General features: G+C 43.8%; 18 protein-coding genes. 10 read left to right on the forward strand and 8 right to left on the reverse strand.

Going from position 1 to position 20,744, the window contains the following annotated elements:
- Positions 1–171: 171 nt before the first annotated feature.
- Complete coding sequence (locus QWZ04_RS05205) at positions 172–357, reverse strand: hypothetical protein (RefSeq protein ID WP_290325654.1); 186 nt, start codon at positions 355–357, stop codon at positions 172–174.
- A 289-nt stretch (positions 358–646) separates the two neighbouring features.
- Here QWZ04_RS05205 and QWZ04_RS05210 point away from each other — a divergent pair, with 289 nt between their 5' ends.
- From QWZ04_RS05210 to QWZ04_RS05250, 9 genes are all read left to right on the forward strand, one after another.
- Positions 647–1,273 (forward strand): PepSY-associated TM helix domain-containing protein, encoded by a 627-nt coding sequence (locus tag QWZ04_RS05210; protein ID WP_290325656.1) that lies wholly within the window; start codon positions 647–649, stop codon positions 1,271–1,273.
- A gap of 50 nt (positions 1,274–1,323) precedes the next feature.
- The gene (locus QWZ04_RS05215) at positions 1,324–1,857 is read left to right on the forward strand and encodes a DUF2271 domain-containing protein (protein WP_290325658.1); all 534 of its coding nucleotides are present in this window, start codon (positions 1,324–1,326) and stop codon (positions 1,855–1,857) included.
- Positions 1,858–1,876: 19 nt separating this feature from the next.
- Positions 1,877–2,707, forward strand: coding sequence for a DUF4198 domain-containing protein (locus QWZ04_RS05220; RefSeq protein WP_290326199.1), 831 nt, complete (start codon positions 1,877–1,879; stop codon positions 2,705–2,707).
- Between the two features lie 61 nt (positions 2,708–2,768).
- Positions 2,769–3,089 carry a hypothetical protein gene (locus QWZ04_RS05225; protein ID WP_102522362.1) on the forward strand — a complete coding sequence of 107 codons (321 nt, stop codon included), beginning with the start codon at positions 2,769–2,771 and terminating at the stop codon, positions 3,087–3,089.
- The gene (locus QWZ04_RS05230) at positions 3,086–3,670 is read left to right on the forward strand and encodes a DUF6162 family protein (protein WP_290325662.1); all 585 of its coding nucleotides are present in this window, start codon (positions 3,086–3,088) and stop codon (positions 3,668–3,670) included. Before QWZ04_RS05225 ends, QWZ04_RS05230 begins: the two co-directional genes overlap by 4 nt.
- A gap of 26 nt (positions 3,671–3,696) precedes the next feature.
- The gene (locus QWZ04_RS05235; protein WP_290325664.1) at positions 3,697–4,611 is read left to right on the forward strand and encodes a metal ABC transporter solute-binding protein, Zn/Mn family; all 915 of its coding nucleotides are present in this window, start codon (positions 3,697–3,699) and stop codon (positions 4,609–4,611) included.
- Entirely contained in the window at positions 4,611–5,357 is a 747-nt protein-coding gene (locus QWZ04_RS05240) for a metal ABC transporter ATP-binding protein (RefSeq protein WP_290325665.1), read from the forward strand. The genes QWZ04_RS05235 and QWZ04_RS05240 overlap by 1 nt, the downstream gene beginning before the upstream one ends.
- Entirely contained in the window at positions 5,357–6,232 is an 876-nt protein-coding gene (locus tag QWZ04_RS05245) for a metal ABC transporter permease (protein WP_102523938.1), read from the forward strand. The genes QWZ04_RS05240 and QWZ04_RS05245 overlap by 1 nt, the downstream gene beginning before the upstream one ends.
- Before the next feature lie 4 nt (positions 6,233–6,236).
- Positions 6,237–7,145, forward strand: a complete 909-nt coding sequence (locus QWZ04_RS05250; RefSeq protein ID WP_290325668.1) for a metal ABC transporter solute-binding protein, Zn/Mn family — start codon at positions 6,237–6,239, stop codon at positions 7,143–7,145.
- 130 nt (positions 7,146–7,275) lie between these two features.
- On the opposite strand, the gene QWZ04_RS05255 is transcribed toward QWZ04_RS05250, so the two are convergent.
- The 5 genes from QWZ04_RS05255 to imuA all read right to left on the reverse strand — a co-directional run bounded on the left by QWZ04_RS05255 (position 7,276) and on the right by imuA (position 15,243).
- The gene (locus QWZ04_RS05255) at positions 7,276–8,841 is read right to left on the reverse strand and encodes a hypothetical protein (protein ID WP_290325670.1); all 1,566 of its coding nucleotides are present in this window, start codon (positions 8,839–8,841) and stop codon (positions 7,276–7,278) included.
- 29 nt (positions 8,842–8,870) lie between these two features.
- Positions 8,871–9,536 (reverse strand): cysteine hydrolase family protein, encoded by a 666-nt coding sequence (locus tag QWZ04_RS05260; RefSeq protein ID WP_290325672.1) that lies wholly within the window; start codon positions 9,534–9,536, stop codon positions 8,871–8,873.
- Between the two features lie 480 nt (positions 9,537–10,016).
- Positions 10,017–13,088 (reverse strand): error-prone DNA polymerase, encoded by a 3,072-nt coding sequence (locus QWZ04_RS05265; RefSeq protein WP_290325674.1) that lies wholly within the window; start codon positions 13,086–13,088, stop codon positions 10,017–10,019.
- Positions 13,089–13,120: 32 nt separating this feature from the next.
- Positions 13,121–14,560: a Y-family DNA polymerase gene (locus QWZ04_RS05270; RefSeq protein WP_290325675.1), complete on the reverse strand. Its 1,440-nt coding sequence runs from the start codon at positions 14,558–14,560 to the stop codon at positions 13,121–13,123.
- 5 nt (positions 14,561–14,565) lie between these two features.
- Complete coding sequence (gene imuA, locus QWZ04_RS05275; protein WP_290325678.1) at positions 14,566–15,243, reverse strand: translesion DNA synthesis-associated protein ImuA; 678 nt, start codon at positions 15,241–15,243, stop codon at positions 14,566–14,568.
- A 498-nt stretch (positions 15,244–15,741) separates the two neighbouring features.
- Here imuA and QWZ04_RS05280 point away from each other — a divergent pair, with 498 nt between their 5' ends.
- A complete protein-coding gene (locus QWZ04_RS05280; protein ID WP_290325680.1) occupies positions 15,742–17,385 on the forward strand; it encodes a methyl-accepting chemotaxis protein in 1,644 nt (547 codons plus the stop codon).
- A 192-nt stretch (positions 17,386–17,577) separates the two neighbouring features.
- Here the strand turns inward: QWZ04_RS05280 and QWZ04_RS05285 are convergent, their stop codons facing one another.
- Positions 17,578–18,558: a chemotaxis protein CheV gene (locus QWZ04_RS05285; RefSeq protein ID WP_290325682.1), complete on the reverse strand. Its 981-nt coding sequence runs from the start codon at positions 18,556–18,558 to the stop codon at positions 17,578–17,580.
- 158 nt (positions 18,559–18,716) lie between these two features.
- On the reverse strand, positions 18,717–20,705 hold the full coding sequence (locus QWZ04_RS05290) for a putative bifunctional diguanylate cyclase/phosphodiesterase (protein ID WP_290325684.1): 1,989 nt from the start codon (positions 20,703–20,705) through the stop codon (positions 18,717–18,719).
- Positions 20,706–20,744: the final 39 nt, after the last annotated feature.

Genomic DNA, 20,744 nt, shown 5'->3' on the forward strand with positions numbered 1-20,744 from the left:
GTAAAAGGTGCTGCTAGTGAAAGGGGCTAAAAAGGAGAGCCTATGTTTCAACGGGGAGGGGATAAAAAAGCCATTTTTTTGAAGAAAATGACTTTTATTCTGATTGCGATACAAACCTGTTTTAGAAGTTCATACCGTTTATTGGCTAGAGGACATTGTTCGGCCCAGACATTATTCGATAGGGAGCAGATCGATGAAGTCTTGCTCAAGAGATTGTCGGAAGAAGTCGGGCATTGTGTCCATTGTGAAAATAGCGGCGTTTTCAAAAATAGTGGTCGAGCCACTTAGTGTCCAGTAAGAGCTTCCTTTGCTGGTATTTACTTTGACTTTAAAACGCGTTGAAGTGGTAGTGACCATTTCTCTAATCCTTATAAAACACATCTCAACATGCTACCACTTTCATTGTGAGAGACCAGCCCTTTAGTTACTGTATTTTATGATTTTTATCGTTTGTAAGTGCCTTGTAATTCACCGGATATTGCCTTGTTAAAAAAGTATTTTCTGAATGTAGCACTATGCGTTTGTTCTATTTCAAAGGAGCAATAGTTAACTCTTCACGTTTGTAAATATTGTAAATTGAATGCCAATGAAAACTATTATCACTTACAATTTTTGCCATTAAAATAGCCTGTTCATTGTTGTACCCATGCTCAAAAACAAATCTGTCCAGCTGTGGTCTCGCCGACTGCATGTCTATATTTCCATGGCGTTATTGTTGGTGGTGCTGTTTTTTGCGGTCACTGGAATTACTCTCAATAGACCTCACCTGTATGTAAAAAACACACCTGACCTACAAACCATAACGTTATCTATCCCTAGCGAGCTTTTTCATTCTCAAGCGGGTCAATACGTGCCTAACGAAGCCCCATTGGTTGAATACCTCAGAAAAGAAGCCGCTCTTTCAGGACAAGCTTCCGCTTTGAGTGTGTTTACTGAGATTGAAGACGGTGAATTGGTAGCGGGAGAAATCGCGGTGGATTATAAAGGCCCCGGTTATAACGCTGCCGTGTTTATCGATATGGAGTCGATGACCGCAGAAGTAGAAACCACGAATTACGGTTTGATTGCGATGTTGAACGATCTGCATAAAGGGCGTAACAGTGGCGAAATATGGCGATGGTTTATTGATATAACCGCGGCGCTAATGGTTGTGTTTGTATTGACGGGTGTGTGTTTACTTATTCCCAAAAAACGCACGTTAGCGACGTCATTAAAGTGGTTCGCCTTGGGAAGCAGTATTTCCTTAGCTTTGATTATATTCGCGGTGCCTTAGATCTGGCGTGACGAGCGCTCTATTGAAAACGGAAGAATTAGGAAACAAACATGAAATTATGGACAAAATCGGCAGTGTTCGCTCTTTCTGCATTAAGCGCGGCTTCAATAAACGCGGAAACGTTACCTTCAAATGCACAGTTAGATGTTGAGTTTTCACTACCAACGATTGAAACCTCAATGTACGCCCGTCCTTATGTTGCTGTTTGGATTGAAGACAGTAAAAGACAACCGGTGCGCACTTTAGAGTTGTGGGTAGGTAAAGATGAATGGCTAAAAGACTTGCGTAGCTGGTGGAGAAAGGTTGGCCGGTACGACAAAGCGCTAGTGGATGGCGTAACTTCCGCAACCAGACCTGCCGGTGATTACCGTTTCGTCTGGGATGGCACCGATGAAAAAGGCAACCGTGTAGAAGAGGGGAGTTACACCTTCTATGCCGAAGTTGTACGAGAACATGGCGGCCGAGATTTATTACGACAAAAAATTCAGCTAGGTCAAAAAGGATTTAGCAAAACAATTGAGCCAACAGCCGAAACTGGTGTGGTGACGCTTAGCTACAAAGTCAGTAGCGCCAAAATTAAATAGGGAATTAACAATGACAATCATGAATAGTAAATTGAAAGCTGTCGCTTTGACATGCGCTGCAGTTGCTGGCTTAGCGGTGTCTGTATCGGCTAGTGCACACCCGCGCTGGATTCTACCTTCGCACTTTACTGTATCTAAAGAGGGTGGCGATTGGTTAACTTTTGACGTGACTGCATCCCATGGTGCATTTGTGTTTGATAAACCAGCCGGTAGCGAATCAGCACAAATTTTGATGCCAGATGGCCGCAAAGAGCGCCCTAATTTCGTGATTCGAGGAAAGCGCCGTTCAATTTTTGACTTTGAGTTCATTGAGCAAGGCACTCATAAAGTGGCTGTAAATGGTACGCCAAGTTATTGGACGAAATACAAAGCAGGCCGTCGTGATACGGTTAAATGGCTACGCGCAAATAAAGCAGAACGCGCAGTTGATTTACCTGAGAAGTCGCGTGATGTGATCACTCAGCTAAGCTTCACCCGCGCAGAATCTTACATCACAGTTGGCAAACCAACTCAAAGTGCCCTTGAAATTGAAGGTAAGCTTCTTGAGCTTAAGCCACTTACGCACCCAGCCGATATCGTTGAAGGTGAGCCAGTTGAATTCCAATTTTACTACAATGGCAAGCCTCAACAAGGAGTCACGGTAGATGTGACTCGCGAAGGGACTTTGTATCGTAACCAGCAAGATCAGCTTGATCTTGTGAGTGACAAAGACGGTGTCATTAAGTTTACCCCTGAAATCGCTGGTCGTTATTTATTACGAGCAAACCATAAAGGTGAGCTTGTAGGTAACCCACTGGCGGACGTTAGTAGTGTCAATGTTCACTTAACGTTTGAAGCTGTTCTGCAATAATTTTTGTGTTTTTCCCACGGCTGGTTGTCAGTCGTGGGTTTCTTTGGTTGTCGAGGTTGTTATGACAAATAAAATAATACGCCCTTTTTTAGCTGTAACTCTGTTTTTTTCCATGCAAGCTCACGCGCACTTTCCATTGATGAATTGCTGGTTTGATGCCTCTAAAAATGTGGTGTGTGAAGCTGGGTATAGCGATGCCAGCAAAGCGGTTGACTACACGATTAATCTCTATGATTACGACGATAACCTAGTTGATAAAGCGCAAACGAATAAAGCGTCTCAAGTGACTTTTAGCCAACCTCAAGGCGATTTTTACATTGTATTTGACGCGGGTCATGAAAGCCCTGTTGAAGTCGATGTTGTTGAGATCAAACAAAAATGATCATTGAGCGTGTGACCCCAGATAACGGTGGCCGTGAAGGGAAATGGGTAGCTTTGTCTGTCAGCTGTATTTTACTTTGTGCTGCATTGCTGTTGTCCTTGAATCATACAGAATCCTCCACTCCTGCTGTCGCGAAACATCAAATTGCGTTAGAAGACATCGAACAAAACTCTCTAGGATTGATCGCTGATCTGCGTCTTGCTCATGAAGAAATCAGACAATTACATGACGAACGATCTGAAAACTCTGAACGTGAACGTGACCTCTGGGCATCCATTACTGAGTTAAAAGAACTGTGGGTTGCGCCATTCATTGAGGATAAGAGTTGGCAATTTCAAGGGAAACACCAGTGGAAGCGTATTGCTCCTGGTGCATACCAAGGAATACATCAGTCTACGGACGGTGCGAAGTCTATGGTGCTGATCTCTCAACATCAGCAGCCTGAGTTATGGTTAGATTTACATAATCACGCCAAGCCTTTTGCTAAAAAGGAAATCGAATTAACTCAAGCTCAGTTGATCGAATCCGGTTGGGTCAACATTGCCTTTAATACTCGTCATAGTGCCAACGATACGCATTAATTCTGCCACTCATCAGTGATAATAATATGAAAAAAATAATTTTAACGCTTCTCTCATTTTGCTTGATCACATTCTCTACCTTTTCTGCGTTTGCAAAAGAAAAGCCCGTTGTGGGCATAACGCTTCAACCTTATTACAGCTATGTGAAGGCGATTGTTGGCGACAAAATGACGGTTCTTCCGTTGGTTGATGCAGGCTTTAATGCACATAATTATCAACCTCAGCCCAATGATCTGCGTCGCTTACGAGAGATGGATATCATCGTGGTTAATGGCATTGGCCATGATGATTTTGCCATGAAAGTGATAGCGGCAGCCGGTAAGGATGAGCTGACCGTGATTAAAGCAAATAAAGATGTGCCTCTACTGCCAGCTATTGGTCAATCTGTTGGTAATGGTGCGGTGAACCCTCACACTTTTGTTGGTTTATCGACCACTATTCAGAAGGTGTACACGATTGCGAGCGAGCTTGGCAAAGTTGACCCTGATAACGCGAAATTCTATCGTGCCAATGCTCGAAAATACGCCACGATTTTCCGAAAAATGAAACACGAAGCGATGATGGCACTGGGTGACTTAGATACTTCAGGAATGAAAGTAGCGACGACACATAATGCCTATGGCTATTTACTACAAGAATTTGGCGTAGACGTAGCAACGGTTATAGAACCCGCTCACGGTGTTGAACCAAGTGCGAGTCAGCTACAAGAAACCATTGAAAAAATTCGTAAATCTGGAATTGATATTTTGTTTTACGAATTGAATATGCCGAACCGCTATGTCGACACCATAGAGCAAGCAACGGGCGTTCAGCTTTATCGATTCTCTCATATGACTCACGGATCATACCAAGATGGAAAAGTCGAAGTAGAAACCGCCGCTAATCTGGCGACCTTAGTTGAGTCGATGAAGTTTGCTGCAGCCAAAAAGGCAGGCGAGTAATGGGCCCGAGTATCGAGTTAAAGCAGGTTGCGTTGAAATATGGAGACAACACCATATTGGAAAGCATCGATCACCAATTTGAGGCGGGAAAATGCCACATCGTGATGGGGCCAAATGGTGGTGGAAAAACGTCGTTGTTAAGATCGATTTTAGGTTTAACGCCATTTACGGGTGACATCAATATTCAATGGCCTGAAAAAAAAGGGCGATTGGGTTATGTTCCTCAAAAAGCCATGTTTGAAGCCAGCCTACCGTTGACTGTGATGGATTTTATTCTGTTAAACCAAAACACATCGCCATTGTTTTGGCGTCAGAGTGAGAAAGCAAAACAACGAGCGCTTGCGCAATTATCCCGTGTGGGAATGAGTAGCCGCTGTAGCCGTCGTATGGGGCAGTTGTCTGGAGGTGAACAGCAAAGAGTGCTGTTTGCTCAAGCGTTATTGGATGACCCTGAACTCTTGGTATTAGATGAACCGACAACCGGTATGGATGAGCAAGGCGTACGCTACCTTGAGTCTTTAATCACCGAATTAGTTGCGGAAAACCGAACCATTTTGGCCGTACACCATGATGTGAGTGCAGTACGTCGCTTGAATGGTACGGTGCACGTAGTAAATCGCCATATGGTCGACAGTGGCAGCGTTCAAGACGTTCTAACACCGGATAAGATTGAACGCTTGTTTAATCATTATTCAACTTCTCCGATGAGCGCAACTCAAGATACAAAACAGAAGGTGGCATCATGATGGATATGATTCGCCAGTGGGCGATGGCAGGAGTGGAAGCTGGCTGGTTGAGTGAAAGCTTTTCGTATGCTTTTTTGGTCAACGCGCTTGTTGCCGCTTTGATGGTAGGGCCTTTATTAGGTGGTCTTGGCACATTGGTGATTGCGAAGCGTTTGGCGTTTTTCTCTGAAGCGGTTGGCCATGCGGCATTAACCGGGATTGCACTGGGTGTGTTGTTAGGCGAAACTCCGGATAACCCAATCATCGGGTTGTTCAGCTTTTGTATGGTTTTCGCCATATTACTGCATTTTGTGAGAAACCGAACTAACGTGCCTTACGATACGCTCGTTGGCGTATTTTTGGCTCTAGCGCTTGCCGTTGGTGCCGCCTTGTTAATGTACGTGGCTCGTAAGATAAACATTCACCTGCTAGAAAACGTGCTATTTGGCTCAATCCTTACGGTAACGGACAATGATTTGGCTTTGTTAGCGTTAAGTTGTTTAGCGATCATTCTTGTCCTGATCCCAACCTTTAATCGCATATTGTTAACCTGTATCAGTCCCGATATAGCAAAGGTAAGAGGCTACGCCACCACATTTTATGACTATCTATTTGTCATGATGGTGACCTTGGTAACGATAGCATCAGTAAAAATTATAGGGGCAGTATTAGTGGGTGCTTTACTGTTGATCCCTGGCGCAACAGCGCGGCTACTGACCCAAAGTATGGGCCGGTTTGTTGTACTATCTGGCGTGTTAGCTACAGTGAGTTGTTTGATTGGCACATTGTTGCCAATGGAGCTGAAACTGCCGGTTCCTTCAGGTGCTGCCATCATCATAGTTGCGGCCATTTTCTTTTTAACTGCGACCTGTTATCGCATGATTCGTAAAGGGTAATTTCATGTTTAAACATTTTTTACGTCGCTATCGAATGCGCACAATGAGCCGTATTTTATTTGTTTTGGCATTGGGCTTAACGAGTAAAACCGTATTGGGCAATGATATTTTAACGGCGACGCCAGTGACGTATATGTTGGCGCAGGAGTTGGTAAAGGGGACGGGCATTAACACCACTTATTTGCCGCCTAAGCGTTACAGTGTCGCAAGACTGCCTAATTGGTTTGAAACTCGAGGCGAAAAGACGGTGGCAACGGCGGCTGAAAAAGCACAGGTCGCGATTACTCTAAGTGCCGTTTGGCCGCAAGACCCGTTATTTATTCATGCAAGGCAAGCCAATATCCGCTTAGTGGAAATTGACGCGAGCCAAGCTATTTCACCTAGAGCGACCGGCGTAGCGGCAATCCAGTTAGATGATGGCTCTATATCACCTTACATGTGGCTTAATCCAGCGAACTTGAGCCGAATGGCCATGATTGTGAGTGATGACCTAAAGAAAGTATGGCCGCAACATGCGCAGTTAATTGGAGATAACCGACAAGCGTTGATACGTAACGTGAGATCATTGATAAATCGCCAGCAGACGGCATTGCAAGAAGCGGAAATAGACACCGTTTTGCTGCTGTCTTCTGATTTAGAAGATTTTGCCGCGGGTCACCAGTTGTTTGTGGTCGAAAGGTTGACCAAGCAAGAGTTAGATTGGACCGAAGAAGACAAACAACAGATACGCCAATTATTGGAAGAAGATCCGAGTGTTTGGGTTCTGACATCGCGTAAGATGAACGCAAACTTAGCTCAACTACTTGGTGAGCATTCTAACGTTTTGGTCGTGGACAATATTGATCGCTGGGGCAGTAAAGGCATAAGTGGAGAAGAAGCCCTTAACCGCTGGGACATTACTACTCTGCCATAGTGTGAATAACCAGATGAGAAGTTAGAAAGAACAGAAAGTACAAACGCAGCCAGTTCATATTGATTAATGAACTGGCTGTTTTTTTAGGTTTTTATTTAAGTCTCTTCGCTATGCTTCTTAAAGTCTGTCATTAACTGGCTTGTTCACTTTGCTCAACGTTGGGTTGGCTGACATGCAGTGATTTTTCCTGACGAGAAAAGAACATAAAAGTGGCGGCCATCGCTACGTAACCAAAGGTCACATCTGGGTTTGGCATAATAGCCAGTGTATGAGCATGGATTAGGCCAATGCCACTAGCAAATGCGGCGAGCAGTGCTGCAACCGCTGCATTCTTGGATTGCCTTTCAATAGCAAATACCGCCATGCTACAAAGTAACATGCCCGATAATATAGAGCCTGAACCTAGTCGCTCTAACCCAACGTACAGAACGTTACTGTTGGCAAGGGTATCCATGCCGAGTTGAGCCGCATTCGTTCCTGCGGCATTTAACGCAGAATCCACCATGGTCTTTGCCCATTCCGCGATACTAGGAATGAATGCCAATATAATTGCTGGTGCATGTTTTGGTGAACAAACTTGAAAAGCTTGCGAACCGATCAACAAACCGATGTACAGCAATATAGGGAGAATGGCTGGCAATGGAATAAGTGCCAATAGCAGGCTGATAACACCAAACATACAGATTGCACCAACGCTGATGCCCGTTGCCATGGAGTAGCCAATACGAGCCCCTATACTCTTCCAACCTGGGTGACCAATATAAACAGCTGGTGGGAACGGGCTACCAAAGCTTGCACCAACCAAAGCGCCGATGCCATCGGCCAGCAACACTTGGCGAAGGTTGTAGCTGTCTCCGGCTGATTCTGCGCTTTCTACGTTATTCATGGCTTCAACAAAGTTGAAAATACCCAGTGGAATCGCCGTTGCCAAAAACGGAGTCACTACCAATAAACCTGTCATGACATCAAGTGAGAAAAGAGGGAAATAGAATGAAATGTTCTCATTTGCCGCTTGTAAGTTTTCAATGGCGACAACGTCTTGGCCGAATAATAATCCGCCCCATCCTAATGCAACGCCAACCACCATAATGGCTAACCCGCTGGGAATACCAAATGGCAGTTTATAATTACCAGCCCAGGTCACTAAGATCAACGCAAGCGCAATCAGTGAAATCCAAGGCGTTTCGAACATGCTAAACGCAGGGCCCATCGATATGAAGGCAATAGAAATCCCTGCGAGGGTGCCTAGCATGGCGGCTTTGGGAGTAAAGCGGCGTACAGCAGGCCCAACAAAAGCGCCGATGATGACAATAATACCAATAATGAAACACCAAGCGAGGCCAGCTTGCCACGCAATGATTGGGTCATTCGTTTTTAAGTAAGTAGGTAGCATCACCAAGAAGACGACAACAAACATGTGAGGCACTGATGGGCCATAAGGTAGAGCGGTAACATCGGTGCGGTTTTCTTTTTTTGCAAGACGATAGGCCATGTAAGCGTAATAGAGATTGCCCAACGGTAGCGCGAGGCCTAATGCTGGAAGTATTCTTCCAAAGACTAAGTCGTCTGGGAAGTTGAGTACTAACAGTGAAAGCTGGGTGAGTACCATTACGTTGAGCAAGACATTAGTGAAAAGCCCAAAAAAGCCATTCCAATCACTTTTTTGCCACAGGGGAATGTGAGTATTATTCATCATATTTTCCTTTAGATGTTTAGGGGGCATGGTTAGTTGTTAAGTGCGTTAAGGATGTCTTGTGAGTGAGAAACCCATCCGACAATGGCACCTTGTGCTTGGATCATATCGAGTGCGTATTTTTGAAATTCAGGAAAGTAAGACGCAACACAATCTTCAGGGATGATGCACTCGTAACCTCTGTCATTGGCTTCTCGTGCCGTTGTGTTCACGCACACTTCAGTGGTAACACCACAAATAATAAGAGTCTTTATTTGCTGACTTTGTAAGATCAAGTGCAGATCGGTTTGGTAGAAAGCCCCTTTACCGGGTTTGTCTATGATAGGTTCGCCGTTAATTGGATAGAGTTCAGGAATGATGTCGTGTCCGTATTCCCCTCTAATGAGAATCCGTCCTTTGGGGCTGTCAGTGCCGATGAACGTGTGACCTCCACGTGTCAGTTTCGCTGGTGGACAGTCTAAAAGGTCTGGTCTGTGGCCCTCTCTGGTATGAATGACGGTTAGTCCTATACTACGGGCCTTTTCTAATACCGCCATACAGGGTTCAATCGCACTTCTTACTAGGCTGACGTCGTTACCCAGAGCTTCGCCAAACCCTCCTGGTTCAACGAAGTCACGCTGCATATCAACCAAAATCAGCGCGGTAGACTTTGCTTCGAAAGGGAGTGGGAAGGGTTTAGCATTAAATGTGTTTTGCATAGTATCGTTACCTCTTTGATGTATTAGGTAACTTTAGCGATAAGCACGCATTGGCATTGCACTTAGTTTGGTAGTTGTGAAGTTGGTTTTGTAAATTTTAGAATCGTTGCGGTAAAAGCGAGATAAAAAAACAAAAAGGCTCAGCTAGGGACAGGGACGCTAAGGATAAGAGTGTTAGAGGTCAGAATATGAGGCACAAAAAAAGCCGAATCATCGGCTTTTCATTTTATAGAGTTAGATCGTTATTCTGTTCTATATTTTATTTTTATTCTGGTAGTGCCAGTAAAGAATTCGCAAGCGAAGGTGCTAAATTCTGTATTCAACATAACGAGATTTGACTGGTGTGTAAATGCCTATTTTATGAACTACTGGAAGAATTTATATATATCTGTGGAAATTGAAGTAGCATCACTTTTTAGGTGGCTCTGTTACATGGTTTGTATAATAGCCAAAACAGATTATGTTGTATGGCTGTGCTGGTTAATGGAAGTCACGAGACTTTGTCACTAACTTGGCTGCGTTATCGGTCAAGTCAATGAGTTTACCTGCAATCACATGAGTTACTTCTCCCTCACGTTCTAGAATCCCTTTTACTTTCAATATCCTGGCGGTTAAATAAGCTTGTTTTTGCGCTTTTGCAGTGCCAGCCCATACCACCACATTGATGTTTCCTGTGTCATCTTCTAAGGTCACAAAGGTGACACCAGCGGCTGTTCCCGGAGATTGTTTTCCCGTTACGACGCCAGTAACGGTGACTAAAGATTTATGTGACATGGAGAGTAAATCAGTCATGCGAGTGAAACGCCCGAGCTTGCCGGCTTCATCAAGTAGGGTGATGGGGTGTTTATTCAGCGATAACCCGGTTGCGGCGTAGTCTTCATTAAGAGTACTAAATTCATCAGGAGTGTATTGATGCGCATCATTACTGGGGGCAAGGTTTCTAAATAGAGGCAAGTCATTGAGGTTATCCATGACAGCCCAACGAGCAGAAAAACGGTCCCCTGCCAGTACCTTTAAAGCATCTGCTGAAGCCAGCAATTCGATGTCGCGGCGACTTAAACCTGCATTTTTAAGTTCACCACTGTGACGGTAGCCTGATACTGGGCGCTTCTGTACTAGAATTTTAGCACCGTCAAAACTGAAGCCTTTGATGAGGCGAAAGCCCAAGCGAATTAAGAAGTCGCCATTGTCATTGATAACCAGGTGATCATATTGTGATTGATTCACACAAATAGGTAAAATACGAATGCCATGGCGCTTAGCGTCTTGAACCAATTGAGAGCAGCTATAAAACCCCATAGGGTGGCTATTTAATAGTGCCGTATAGAAAGCCTCGGGGTAGTAATATTTTAGCCAAGCGGACGTGTAAGCCAGCACTGCGAAAGACGCCGAATGACTTTCGGGAAAACCGTATTCACCAAATCCACAAATTTGGTCAAAAATACGTTCAGCATAAGCCGTTTCATATCCCCGTTCTTGCATGCCATTGATTAACTTGGATTTAAACTGCATGAGCTGACCGTTCTTTTTCCAAGATGCCATCGCCCGGCGAAGCTGATCCGCTTCGCCTCCTGAAAATCCAGCTGCCACCATCGCCAGTTTGATGACTTGTTCTTGAAAAATAGGTACGCCCATGGTGCGTGAAAGTACCTCTTTAACTTCTTCTGACGGGTAGCTTATTGGCTCTTCGCCATTTCGTCGTTTCAAAAAAGGGTGCACCATGTCTCCTTGAATAGGCCCCGGGCGTACAATGGCGATTTGAATGACCAAATCATAATAGGTTGCGGGTTTAAGGCGTGGCAACATACTCATTTGAGCTCTAGACTCAATTTGAAAAACACCCACAGTGTCGGCTTTTTGCAACATGTGATAGACGTTCTTATCGTCTTGCATACGAGTGATATCAGCAATCGAAAGCGAACGGCCGTGGTGATGCGAAATTGAGTGGAAGCACTTTCGGATCGCCGTGAGCATGCCAAGGGCCAGGACATCTACTTTCAATAAGCCTAAGCTCTCCAAATCGTCTTTATCCCATTGGATCACGGTTCTATCGCTCATGGTGGCATTTTCCACAGGAACCAACTCATACAAAGGGCCGGATGAAATCACGAAACCACCTACGTGCTGGGACAAATGGCGAGGAAACCCCATGATCTCATCAACCAAGGCGATAAATTGCTTGCCTTTGCTGGCGTTAGGGTCGAGTCCGAGTTCAACAATTTGGGCTTGCCAGCTATCACGCCCTTCACGGCGATTGATGTTTTTAATGAAAAAATTGAGCTGAGTTTCAGCAATTCCTAGCGCCTTTCCGACGTCTCTTATGGCGCTTTTGAAACGATAGGAGATCACGGTCGCAGCAAGAGCGGCGCGTTCTCGGCCATATTTAGCGTAAATGTATTGGATGATTTCTTCACGACGTTCGTGTTCGAAGTCGACATCAATATCGGGCGGTTCGTTTCGCTCTTTACTGATGAAACGTTCGAATAAAACGGAAATTTGGCGAGGATCAACCGAGGTGATTTCTAGGCAGTAACACACCACGGAATTGGCTGCGGAACCTCGCCCTTGGTATAAAATACCTTGGCATTTGGCATACATCACGATGTCGTGAATGGTTAAAAAGAAAAAGGCGTATTTAAGCTCATCAATGAGTGTGAGCTCTTTATCAATGATGCTCTGAACCTGCGCTGGTAGCCCATTAGGGAAACGAAATTCACAGCCTTGAACAACAAGGTGTCGCAAATAATTCATCGCAGTAAAACCATCGGGGACTAATTCGCTGGGGTATTCGTAACGAAGCTGATCGAGGTTGAACTGGCAGCGTTCCAAAATATGCATACTTTCTGCTAGCCATTCGGCCCGAAAGAGCTTGTTCAGCTTTTCTTTTGAGCGCAATGTTCTTTCGGTATTAGACAACAGGCGCTTACCGGCTTTTTCAATGCTGGTGCCATGTTTCAAAGCGGTTAAGACATGTTGCAGTGGTAGGCGGTTAGCGTTGTGCATCAATACGCCTCCGCATGCGGTTATTGGCAGGGAGTATTCTCGGCTGAGTTGCTGGCAATGAGCAAGGTAGCCGGCATCGTCACTTTGTAAGTGCCGCTGCAAGCCAATCCATAAGCGATGAGTGTGATGCTGTTTTAACCATTTTCCCCATTCATGGTCGTTTTCTTTATTGCAAGGTAACCATAAAATTAAGCAGTGTTTGACCGACATGAGATCCCAGTCAGATAACGTATACTCGCCTTTTGGACTGCGTCTTCTCGCATTGGTGATGACTCGGCATAATTCAGCGTAGGCTTCGCGGGTAGGGCATAGCAAAATCACTTCCAACTCGTTACCGAGACGAAATAAGCTCCCAACGATAAGTTTAACGTTTAACTGGTGATCTCTGATGGCTGTGTGAGCGCGTACTACGCCGGCAACAGAGCACTCATCGGTGATCGCAATACCTGCATAACGTAAGAAATCGGCTTGAATTGTGAGTTCTTCAGCATGAGAAGCACCCTCTAAAAACGAGAAGTTAGACTGACAAAATAGCTCAGCGTATTGCATAGTATGTCCTACTCATGATTACCGATGAATCATTAACTAAAATAACCGTGAACAAACCAGTGCTGTTCTCGATTGCGAAATATCCATAACCACCGCCCGAGTTCGCTGCGAGCAATAAAGTAGTCCCGCACCATTGCGTTATCATCCCACCACCCAGTGGCAATTCTCTCTGGGCCTTGAATTAACGTCACCTGTTCATTAAGTCGTTGTGGAATTGGTAACATGAAGCTGGGCCTTGAAGTGGTATTTGATGCCACTTTTTGGCTTGGTTTTGGTTGTTTTTTTATGAGAGGGTCAATGTATTGGTTTGCGACTTCAGGCCGTGCGTCATCGGCTAATTGAATGCCTTGAATAGCACCTTTGCCAAGTTTGGCTTGCAAGAGTGACAGAAGTTCAAGAGAGGTGGTATTTCCCTGTTTTCCTGCAAATAGATCGTCATTAGACCCAGATTGTTCAGCTACGTGAATAACAGAAAGTTCAATGGCTAAAACGGGTGCAGTTAACGCAATGGATTCTAATGTCAGTCGTGCTAATTTTTGCCATTTCGAGGCTAAATAGTCCCCTTGAGCTGAAAATACACGCAGAGAAAGAATGCCGCCATCTCGTGAGTGAAGTTGGATCTCTAGTTCATTGGCCAGTTGATCGCGTAATTTTAGGTAATATTCGAGCTGTGTGAACAGTTTTTCCAGTGGCTTTTCCAGCCATTGCACATTGTCTATTTCAAAGAGTAAATCGAGATGGCGTAGGAATGATGATGGTGGGTGGTAGAACTCAATAGGGTGCTTAAATTGACCAATCAAACGGCCTATATAGTTGACCAAATCAATATCAAAACGTTTAGCCAGTTCGGCCATAGGAACGGTTAACAGATCGCCAAGTTTCTGTATACCCACACGCTCTAGTTTACTGACGGTTTTATGGGGTAAACGGCTCGCATTCAATGGATATTTATGGATGCAAGCGAGTAGGCTGTGGCGATCGGAGTTGATGCGGTTTGCACGATTTTCTGCTAATAACTGCGCCATCAACGGTGAGTAGCCACTAGCAAAATCATAGTGCAAATTTAGGGCGTTCAAATGTTGCTGCACCGTATGCCAATATTTATCGAGCCCCTCATAAAGGCTTAGCATATTCGTGACACGAAGTAAGACCCCATTTGGCTTAAATAAAGTGATATCACACGTGACCATATAGAGCCAATGAGCGATCTCTTTTAATTTTCGATGCTCAATGCTGGCTTGATATGGATGCACCTGCAGCGGATGACAAAGCGAAGCGGCGGTGCCTAAACCCATGTTGAGTCTAATACCAGCTTGTTGAGCTTGAATATTATATTGAACAACATGATGATCTTGGCCATCGACGACGATAATCGCTGGTGGTTTATCGGTGTTGTCTGGGCTTTGTGGGCTTTGTGGGCCAAAATAGCTGTCCAGTTGTAAGCTCGGAAAATTAAGATAAATCCACAGCATTACGCTCACCCTCGCTTTGCTTTTGGGAAAGATAAGATGGTTGAACTTGGTTGTTTTAAAGTCAGGTTAGGCCAAGCCGCTGCCATATTGATATGAAAAGAGCCTTGTGGCCAACCGCCTTTGTGTTTGATAATTTTTGCCTCTAAACCATATTGATCCGGCGTGAGGGCAATACTCAATGACACGGGTAAGGAAAGTACATTTGGCTGCTTCGATTTAAAGATGAACTGCACTGAGTTTCCTGTCTCACAAGCCACTTGTAAGCGTTTCGCTTGATGTACCTCTAAGCTTTGTTGCCACAATAAAACGCAACCACAAGCGCCGCTTTTTAAGCATTGTTCTGCCGCCCACAAGGCATCTTTATGGTTTTTAGGGCTAATGATAATAATTTTGGTTAAATCAAAACCTTGGCTTGCTAAAAACTCAGCACTCAAAGTGCCGGGTGCCTGAATGAAAGCGATTAAACGCTCTTCACAATGATTGTGCATAAATGATTTCAGCAAGCGTAACTCACCGATGCCGAGTTCTGTTTGGATTTCGATCACGCCATTTTTGGGCAAGCCACCATCCAGCTTATTATCAAGCTCTGGGTAGCCAGTAGGTAAGACATTTAGTGGGTTTCTAGGCTCATTGCCCCGCCAAATCAAGCGCTTATGTTCTAATAGTTCGATGATGTCATGCATAATAAATACCTGTATATATATACAGTATAGGCTCATAAAAATGAAACTAACAGCGTTTTCATTTTTCATCAAGACTTCATTATCTTTTACTGATAAATTATCCTGAGAAACTTTAATCATGGACTAAACAGAGGTGGTGGTCATGGTTAGCAAGTTAAGAGGCCGTCCAAAAACGACTTAATACGAAAGTTCAGCAAGTGAATCACCGCAAGAGATCGCCATTCAATAGGCGTAATAAATGGCATGGACAGCAATATGGCGACTTTTATTAGTGATCAAATCAATGCGAGTGATTAGGTGGCACTTTAGGTCAATTTAAAACCTAATCGTTATTGTATCGGAAATATTAAAATAGCTCGCAGCTGCGGGCTTATTTTTGGGGCAAATTTAACCCAAACTAATTTCATTCCATGATTTGAGTGTGACGCGAGCAATGTCGCCTTTTATAATGCATAAGTACACTGACATCTAACTTACAAGATGTAATTAGGTGTATATATGAATTGGTTTTCCTCTCGGTCATTAAGAAGCAAAATGATCTCTCCTGTGGCGAGTATGGTCATACTCTTCTCGGCTATTACCCTCTATAACTCGCAATTATTTTCCCAACAAACTCAGGCAACAGAGAAGCTGAATCAATCAATCCAGCCGGTTATGGATTCACTGGAAGATGGCTATAGAGATTTGTACCAAGTTATTGCGGCAGCGCAAGGCTTGATGTTAGCTAATGGGGAGGAAGTTGAAATTGAACACCATACGGCAGAGTTTAAAGATAACGCGTATCGAGCGGTCCCTCGCTTGGAAAGTATAGGGCGTCTTATTGATCTTGGTATTTTATCGAATAGCTCAAAGCCAATGTTGAAAGATCTATTAGCTGCGACTGAACAGTGGGTAAAAAGCTACGAACTGATGTTTCAGTCACCACTGCAAGCCAATAGCATTTATGCCACTAATAAGAACCAACTTAACCAAGAGTTTAAGACTATTCGTAAGAATTTAAAATCGTTAAGTAATGAAATTGAGAATCAACAAATAACGTTGCGAGAGCAGATATCAGAGTCTGTTTCGCGTTCTAAAATGGCATTGGAAGTTGGCAGTATTATCGCGATATTGATAGGTATTGCCTTAACTTGGTTATTGTCAGGCTGGATAGTCGCTCCCATACATAGACTAAACAAAACTATGTCGGAAATTGCGTCTGGTGATGGGGACCTGACTCAACGAGTCTCTGTGGAGTCAGGTGACGAAGTCGGCGAATTAGGTCGAAACTTTAATGCATTCGCTGATACGGTTCAGGTAACAGTGGCAGATGTGGTTGACTGTTCCATTCAAATTCGCAATGAAATGGAGCAATTTGCTATCTTAAGTGAAAAGGTCGCAACAGGGGTTAGCTCACAGCAACAAGAAAGCGAAATGGTGGCAACAGCAATTAATGAGATGCGCGTAACGAGCACAAATGTGAGTGATAATGCCTTGCAAGCTGCGGAAGCGAGTGAAAACGGCAGTGTCGAGGTGGTGGCCGCGGGAAGTATACTAAATCAAACGGTACAGTCGATACACGGCTTAGCTGATGAAATATCAACAGCGAATCAGGTGATCAATAAGTTAGATGATGACGTTGCGAATATAGCTTCTATTTTGGATGTGATTCGAGGCATAGCAGAGCAAACTAATTTACTTGCGTTAAACGCTGCGATTGAAGCTGCGCGTGCGGGTGAACAAGGTCGAGGCTTTGCAGTGGTTGCAGATGAAGTTCGTGCACTAGCGAGTAAAACTCAGGTGAGTACGGGGGAAATTCAAACCATGATAGAGAAGTTGCAAAGTGGTGCAAAACAAGCGGTATCAGTGATGGAATCGAGCAAGAAAGGGGGGGAGAGTACCGTAGAGCAGGCACAAAGTGCAGTGACTTCTTTAGCTGAAATTAATCGTTCTATTCAAGTTATTAATGAGATGAACGCTCATATTGCAACTGCTGCAAGCCAACAAACCTCTGTCAGTGAAGAAGTGAACCAAAATATCCAGCGCATTGCAGAAAACAGCCAGTCGATGGTAGAGGTAGTAGAGAGGGCCGATGAGGCCTCAGGTAACCTTGCTCAACAGTGCGAACGATTGGATACTTTAGTCAGTCGGTTCAAAATTTAGTTATTAGGCATCCTCAATGAGTTCCAATGCAATAGTATGGATTGGCAGTGTATTCGTATTTTGGTTTTCTGTGTTGAGGTCTTCATAAATTAGACGTAAAAGGCGCCAGGTGATGTGGTCATCTGGCACTTTTTTATCATGTATAACATTAGTTATTGATGCACGGTAATAGATTAATGGAAAACCAGTACTTTAACGCTTAAACACGAATTCATCGACCATTGTGACCATTCGGCCAATTTCTGGTTTAGTGATGGTGTCGTTTGCGCCTAGCTGTATGGCCTTTTGACGGTTATCATCACTCATTAGTGAGGAGAACATCACGATTGGCATGTCAGCGTAGGTTGCGTTATCACGTAGACGTTTTAATAAGTGCATGCCATCCATTTTAGGCATCTCTACATCACTGACTAAGCCATCAACAAACTCGGAGATAGGAACCCCTTCCTCTTTCGACAGCTTTTCAAATTCAACGAGTTTTTCTAACGCCTCACCACCATCTTTACAAGCAATGATGTTGTAGCCCGCAGAGCTAAGCGTGTTTTCAATTAAGCTACGAATGAACGCAGAATCGTCGGCAATCAGAATCGTACGAGCTTGACGCTTGGTTACCATGCGTTGGTTTAGATCAACAGAGCGATCAGACATAACATCGTATTTTTCCATGCTTAATTCTGGATTGATATCAGCAATGATTTTCTCGAAGTCGAGGATCATGATTAAGTGCGTATCTTTACGTACAACCGCAACCACACAGTCGTTCTCACCCGCTTCTAAAAACTGGCTCGGAGACTCAACGTCTTCCCATGAAATTCGATGAATACGGCTGATGCTGTCAATAAGAAAGCCATTCGTCATTCGGTTGAAATCAGTAACAATAACGAACTTTCGCTCAATATCGGGCTTAGTCGGTACACCTAACCATCCCGCTAAGTCTACCAAAGGGGTAAGCTTGTCTCGTGAAGAGAAGACGCCAACCATGTGAGCTTGGGCGTTCGGATAATCCGTTGTTTCTGGTACTTGGATAACTTCGCGAACTTTAGCGACGTTAATTCCGTAATAACATGTTTTAGTTGAACCGTCTGGCATCACTTTTTGCAAATGAAACTCTATGATTTCGAGCTCATTGGTGCCACTTTCTGTGAGGATGCTGCTGTTTAAATTTTCACTCATAGTTACCACATTTTTCATTGTTACTGCGATGCAGTGGTGTTTTATCTATTTTAGTATAAGTAGAGCGGGATAAATATCTTAATTGCTATTATTTACTCTACAAACACCAGTCAGCGTATTCTAATAGTATGTTTTTTATTCGATCCTAGTCGCGTTGATTATGATTTAACACAAACGGATTGAGCATCTTTAATTTGTTCAAGAATGCGTGTAATTGGAACCGCATGGCTATATAAAAAACCTTGGCCGACTGTAATCCCTAATGTTTTTAGCTTCTTCTCTTCATTGGGCGTTTCGATGCCCTCGGCGATGGCTTGCATACCAAGAGTTTGGCACAAAAAATTGATGACCTTGATGATTTGTACTGACTCAGGACGTTTATCCAAATCCATCACAAACTTTCGGTCGATTTTTAGCTCATCAAATCCGTAACTTAACAAGTACTCCATGGACGAAAATCCGGTGCCGAAATCATCAAGAGACAGACGGACATCGAGTTTACGCAAGCGCTGAAGAGTATGAGAAACCTGCTGCCCTTGTTGTACTTTCGTCAGCTCAGTCAATTCTAAAACCAGGCGAGACAAAGGGAACTGATACTGTTTTGAGAACTGCATTAATAGCTCAACAAAGTTAATTTGAGCAAGAGACTGAGGCGATATATTGACCGCAACAGAGAAGCCCTCTGGCATTTGATGAATATGATCTTGCCACTGCTCAAATATCTTTTCGATAATGGCAAAGGTGAGTGGCAAAATGGCACCTGTATCTTCTGCTCTAGTAATGATTTCCCAAGGAGATGATAGATCCTCTTGCTTTAAGCGAAGTAGTGACTCAACACCAAAAACCTTGTTATTTTCAATCTGAATTTGAGGTTGATAATAGACATGGAAATCTCGGCTTGCTAGCAACTCTTCAATCCGACCATCAATATAGATTTTGTGCTTTAATCGTTCTTCAAAGGCTAAGTGGTAGTCGGAATAATCGAGCTTAGATTCTTTGGCCTCTAACAGCGCTATCTCTGCGTAATGTATCAATACTTCAGGGTCAGATGCATCCAGAGGGTGACGAGCAAGGCCAATATTAATGGCTAAGTTAAGCTCGGAAAAGGCTCGGTTTATATTGTGGAACGTTTCGCGACTGGACACTTTTTCGCTAGAAGGAATAAAGACAAAGAAATCATCGCCACCCAACCGGCATACGATGGAATCGCTGCCATGACATTGGTTTAGTGCTTGGCTAACCTGTTTTAAAATATTATCGCCATGTTTTTGGCCGAATTTTAAGTTGATGCTGGAGAAGTTGAGAATATTAACACGCACAATCGTCCCGTGCTGATGACCCCCATCGAGTGCGGTACTGATATATTCGATGAATGCTTGGCGATTGAAGTTACCCGTTAATGGATCTTTTTTTGCTAGGGTACTGAGCAAGTCGTTATTTTCATTGATGGCATCGATATATCGCGCTGCATGCTTAGACGATAAATTGTAAGCATCAACAAGTTCAGATATTTCGTCTCTCTCTTTTATGACTTGGTCATGAATTTCAGGCAATCGCTCTTGGTCATCTTGCACTAAGGAAAATTGCGAAGACAAAGATTTAAGACGAAAAGCGATGGTCTCATGGAAAGTGCGGCGCAGGATATACAACAACGACAGAGAAATAATAAAGATAGTGAGTAAAAAAGCGCCGACGGACAAGGCAAAAAACTGAAAGGCATATTCTGGGTTTACGTAAGCTTCAATATGACCAACAGTGATATTCTCTCCCTCTGCTGTCACATATTCCAACGGGAATCGGTGATCCCATTCACTCCATATGAGTGAAGTTTTCGGAAGATCTAAGTCAAGAGTTTGAGACAGTAAATCGCCTTCTGACCAAATTGAAAAATGGCAGAAAACTGGGTCATTACGGAAAGTTGAAGTGATGGCTTCCAATTGCTCAAAATCAAAATTGAAGATGGCCGATGCCGTGGAAAGCTTGATCGAATCAATACGCGAAACGGCGTTGCTTCGCATTTCATTTATAGCAAGAAAGTAACCGCCAATAGATAGTACAACCACCGCAGTAAAAGTCAGCAATAGTATCGGTATTCTTATTCGACTGGCTACTTTGCTGACGATTGAAACAAAAGGTTTGGTGCTCATTTCATCCTTATCCTGCGTTGCATGTTCACGTTGAACGCT

This window comes from Vibrio tapetis subsp. quintayensis (assembly GCF_030409945.1).
Lineage (GTDB): Bacteria > Pseudomonadota > Gammaproteobacteria > Enterobacterales > Vibrionaceae > Vibrio > Vibrio quintayensis.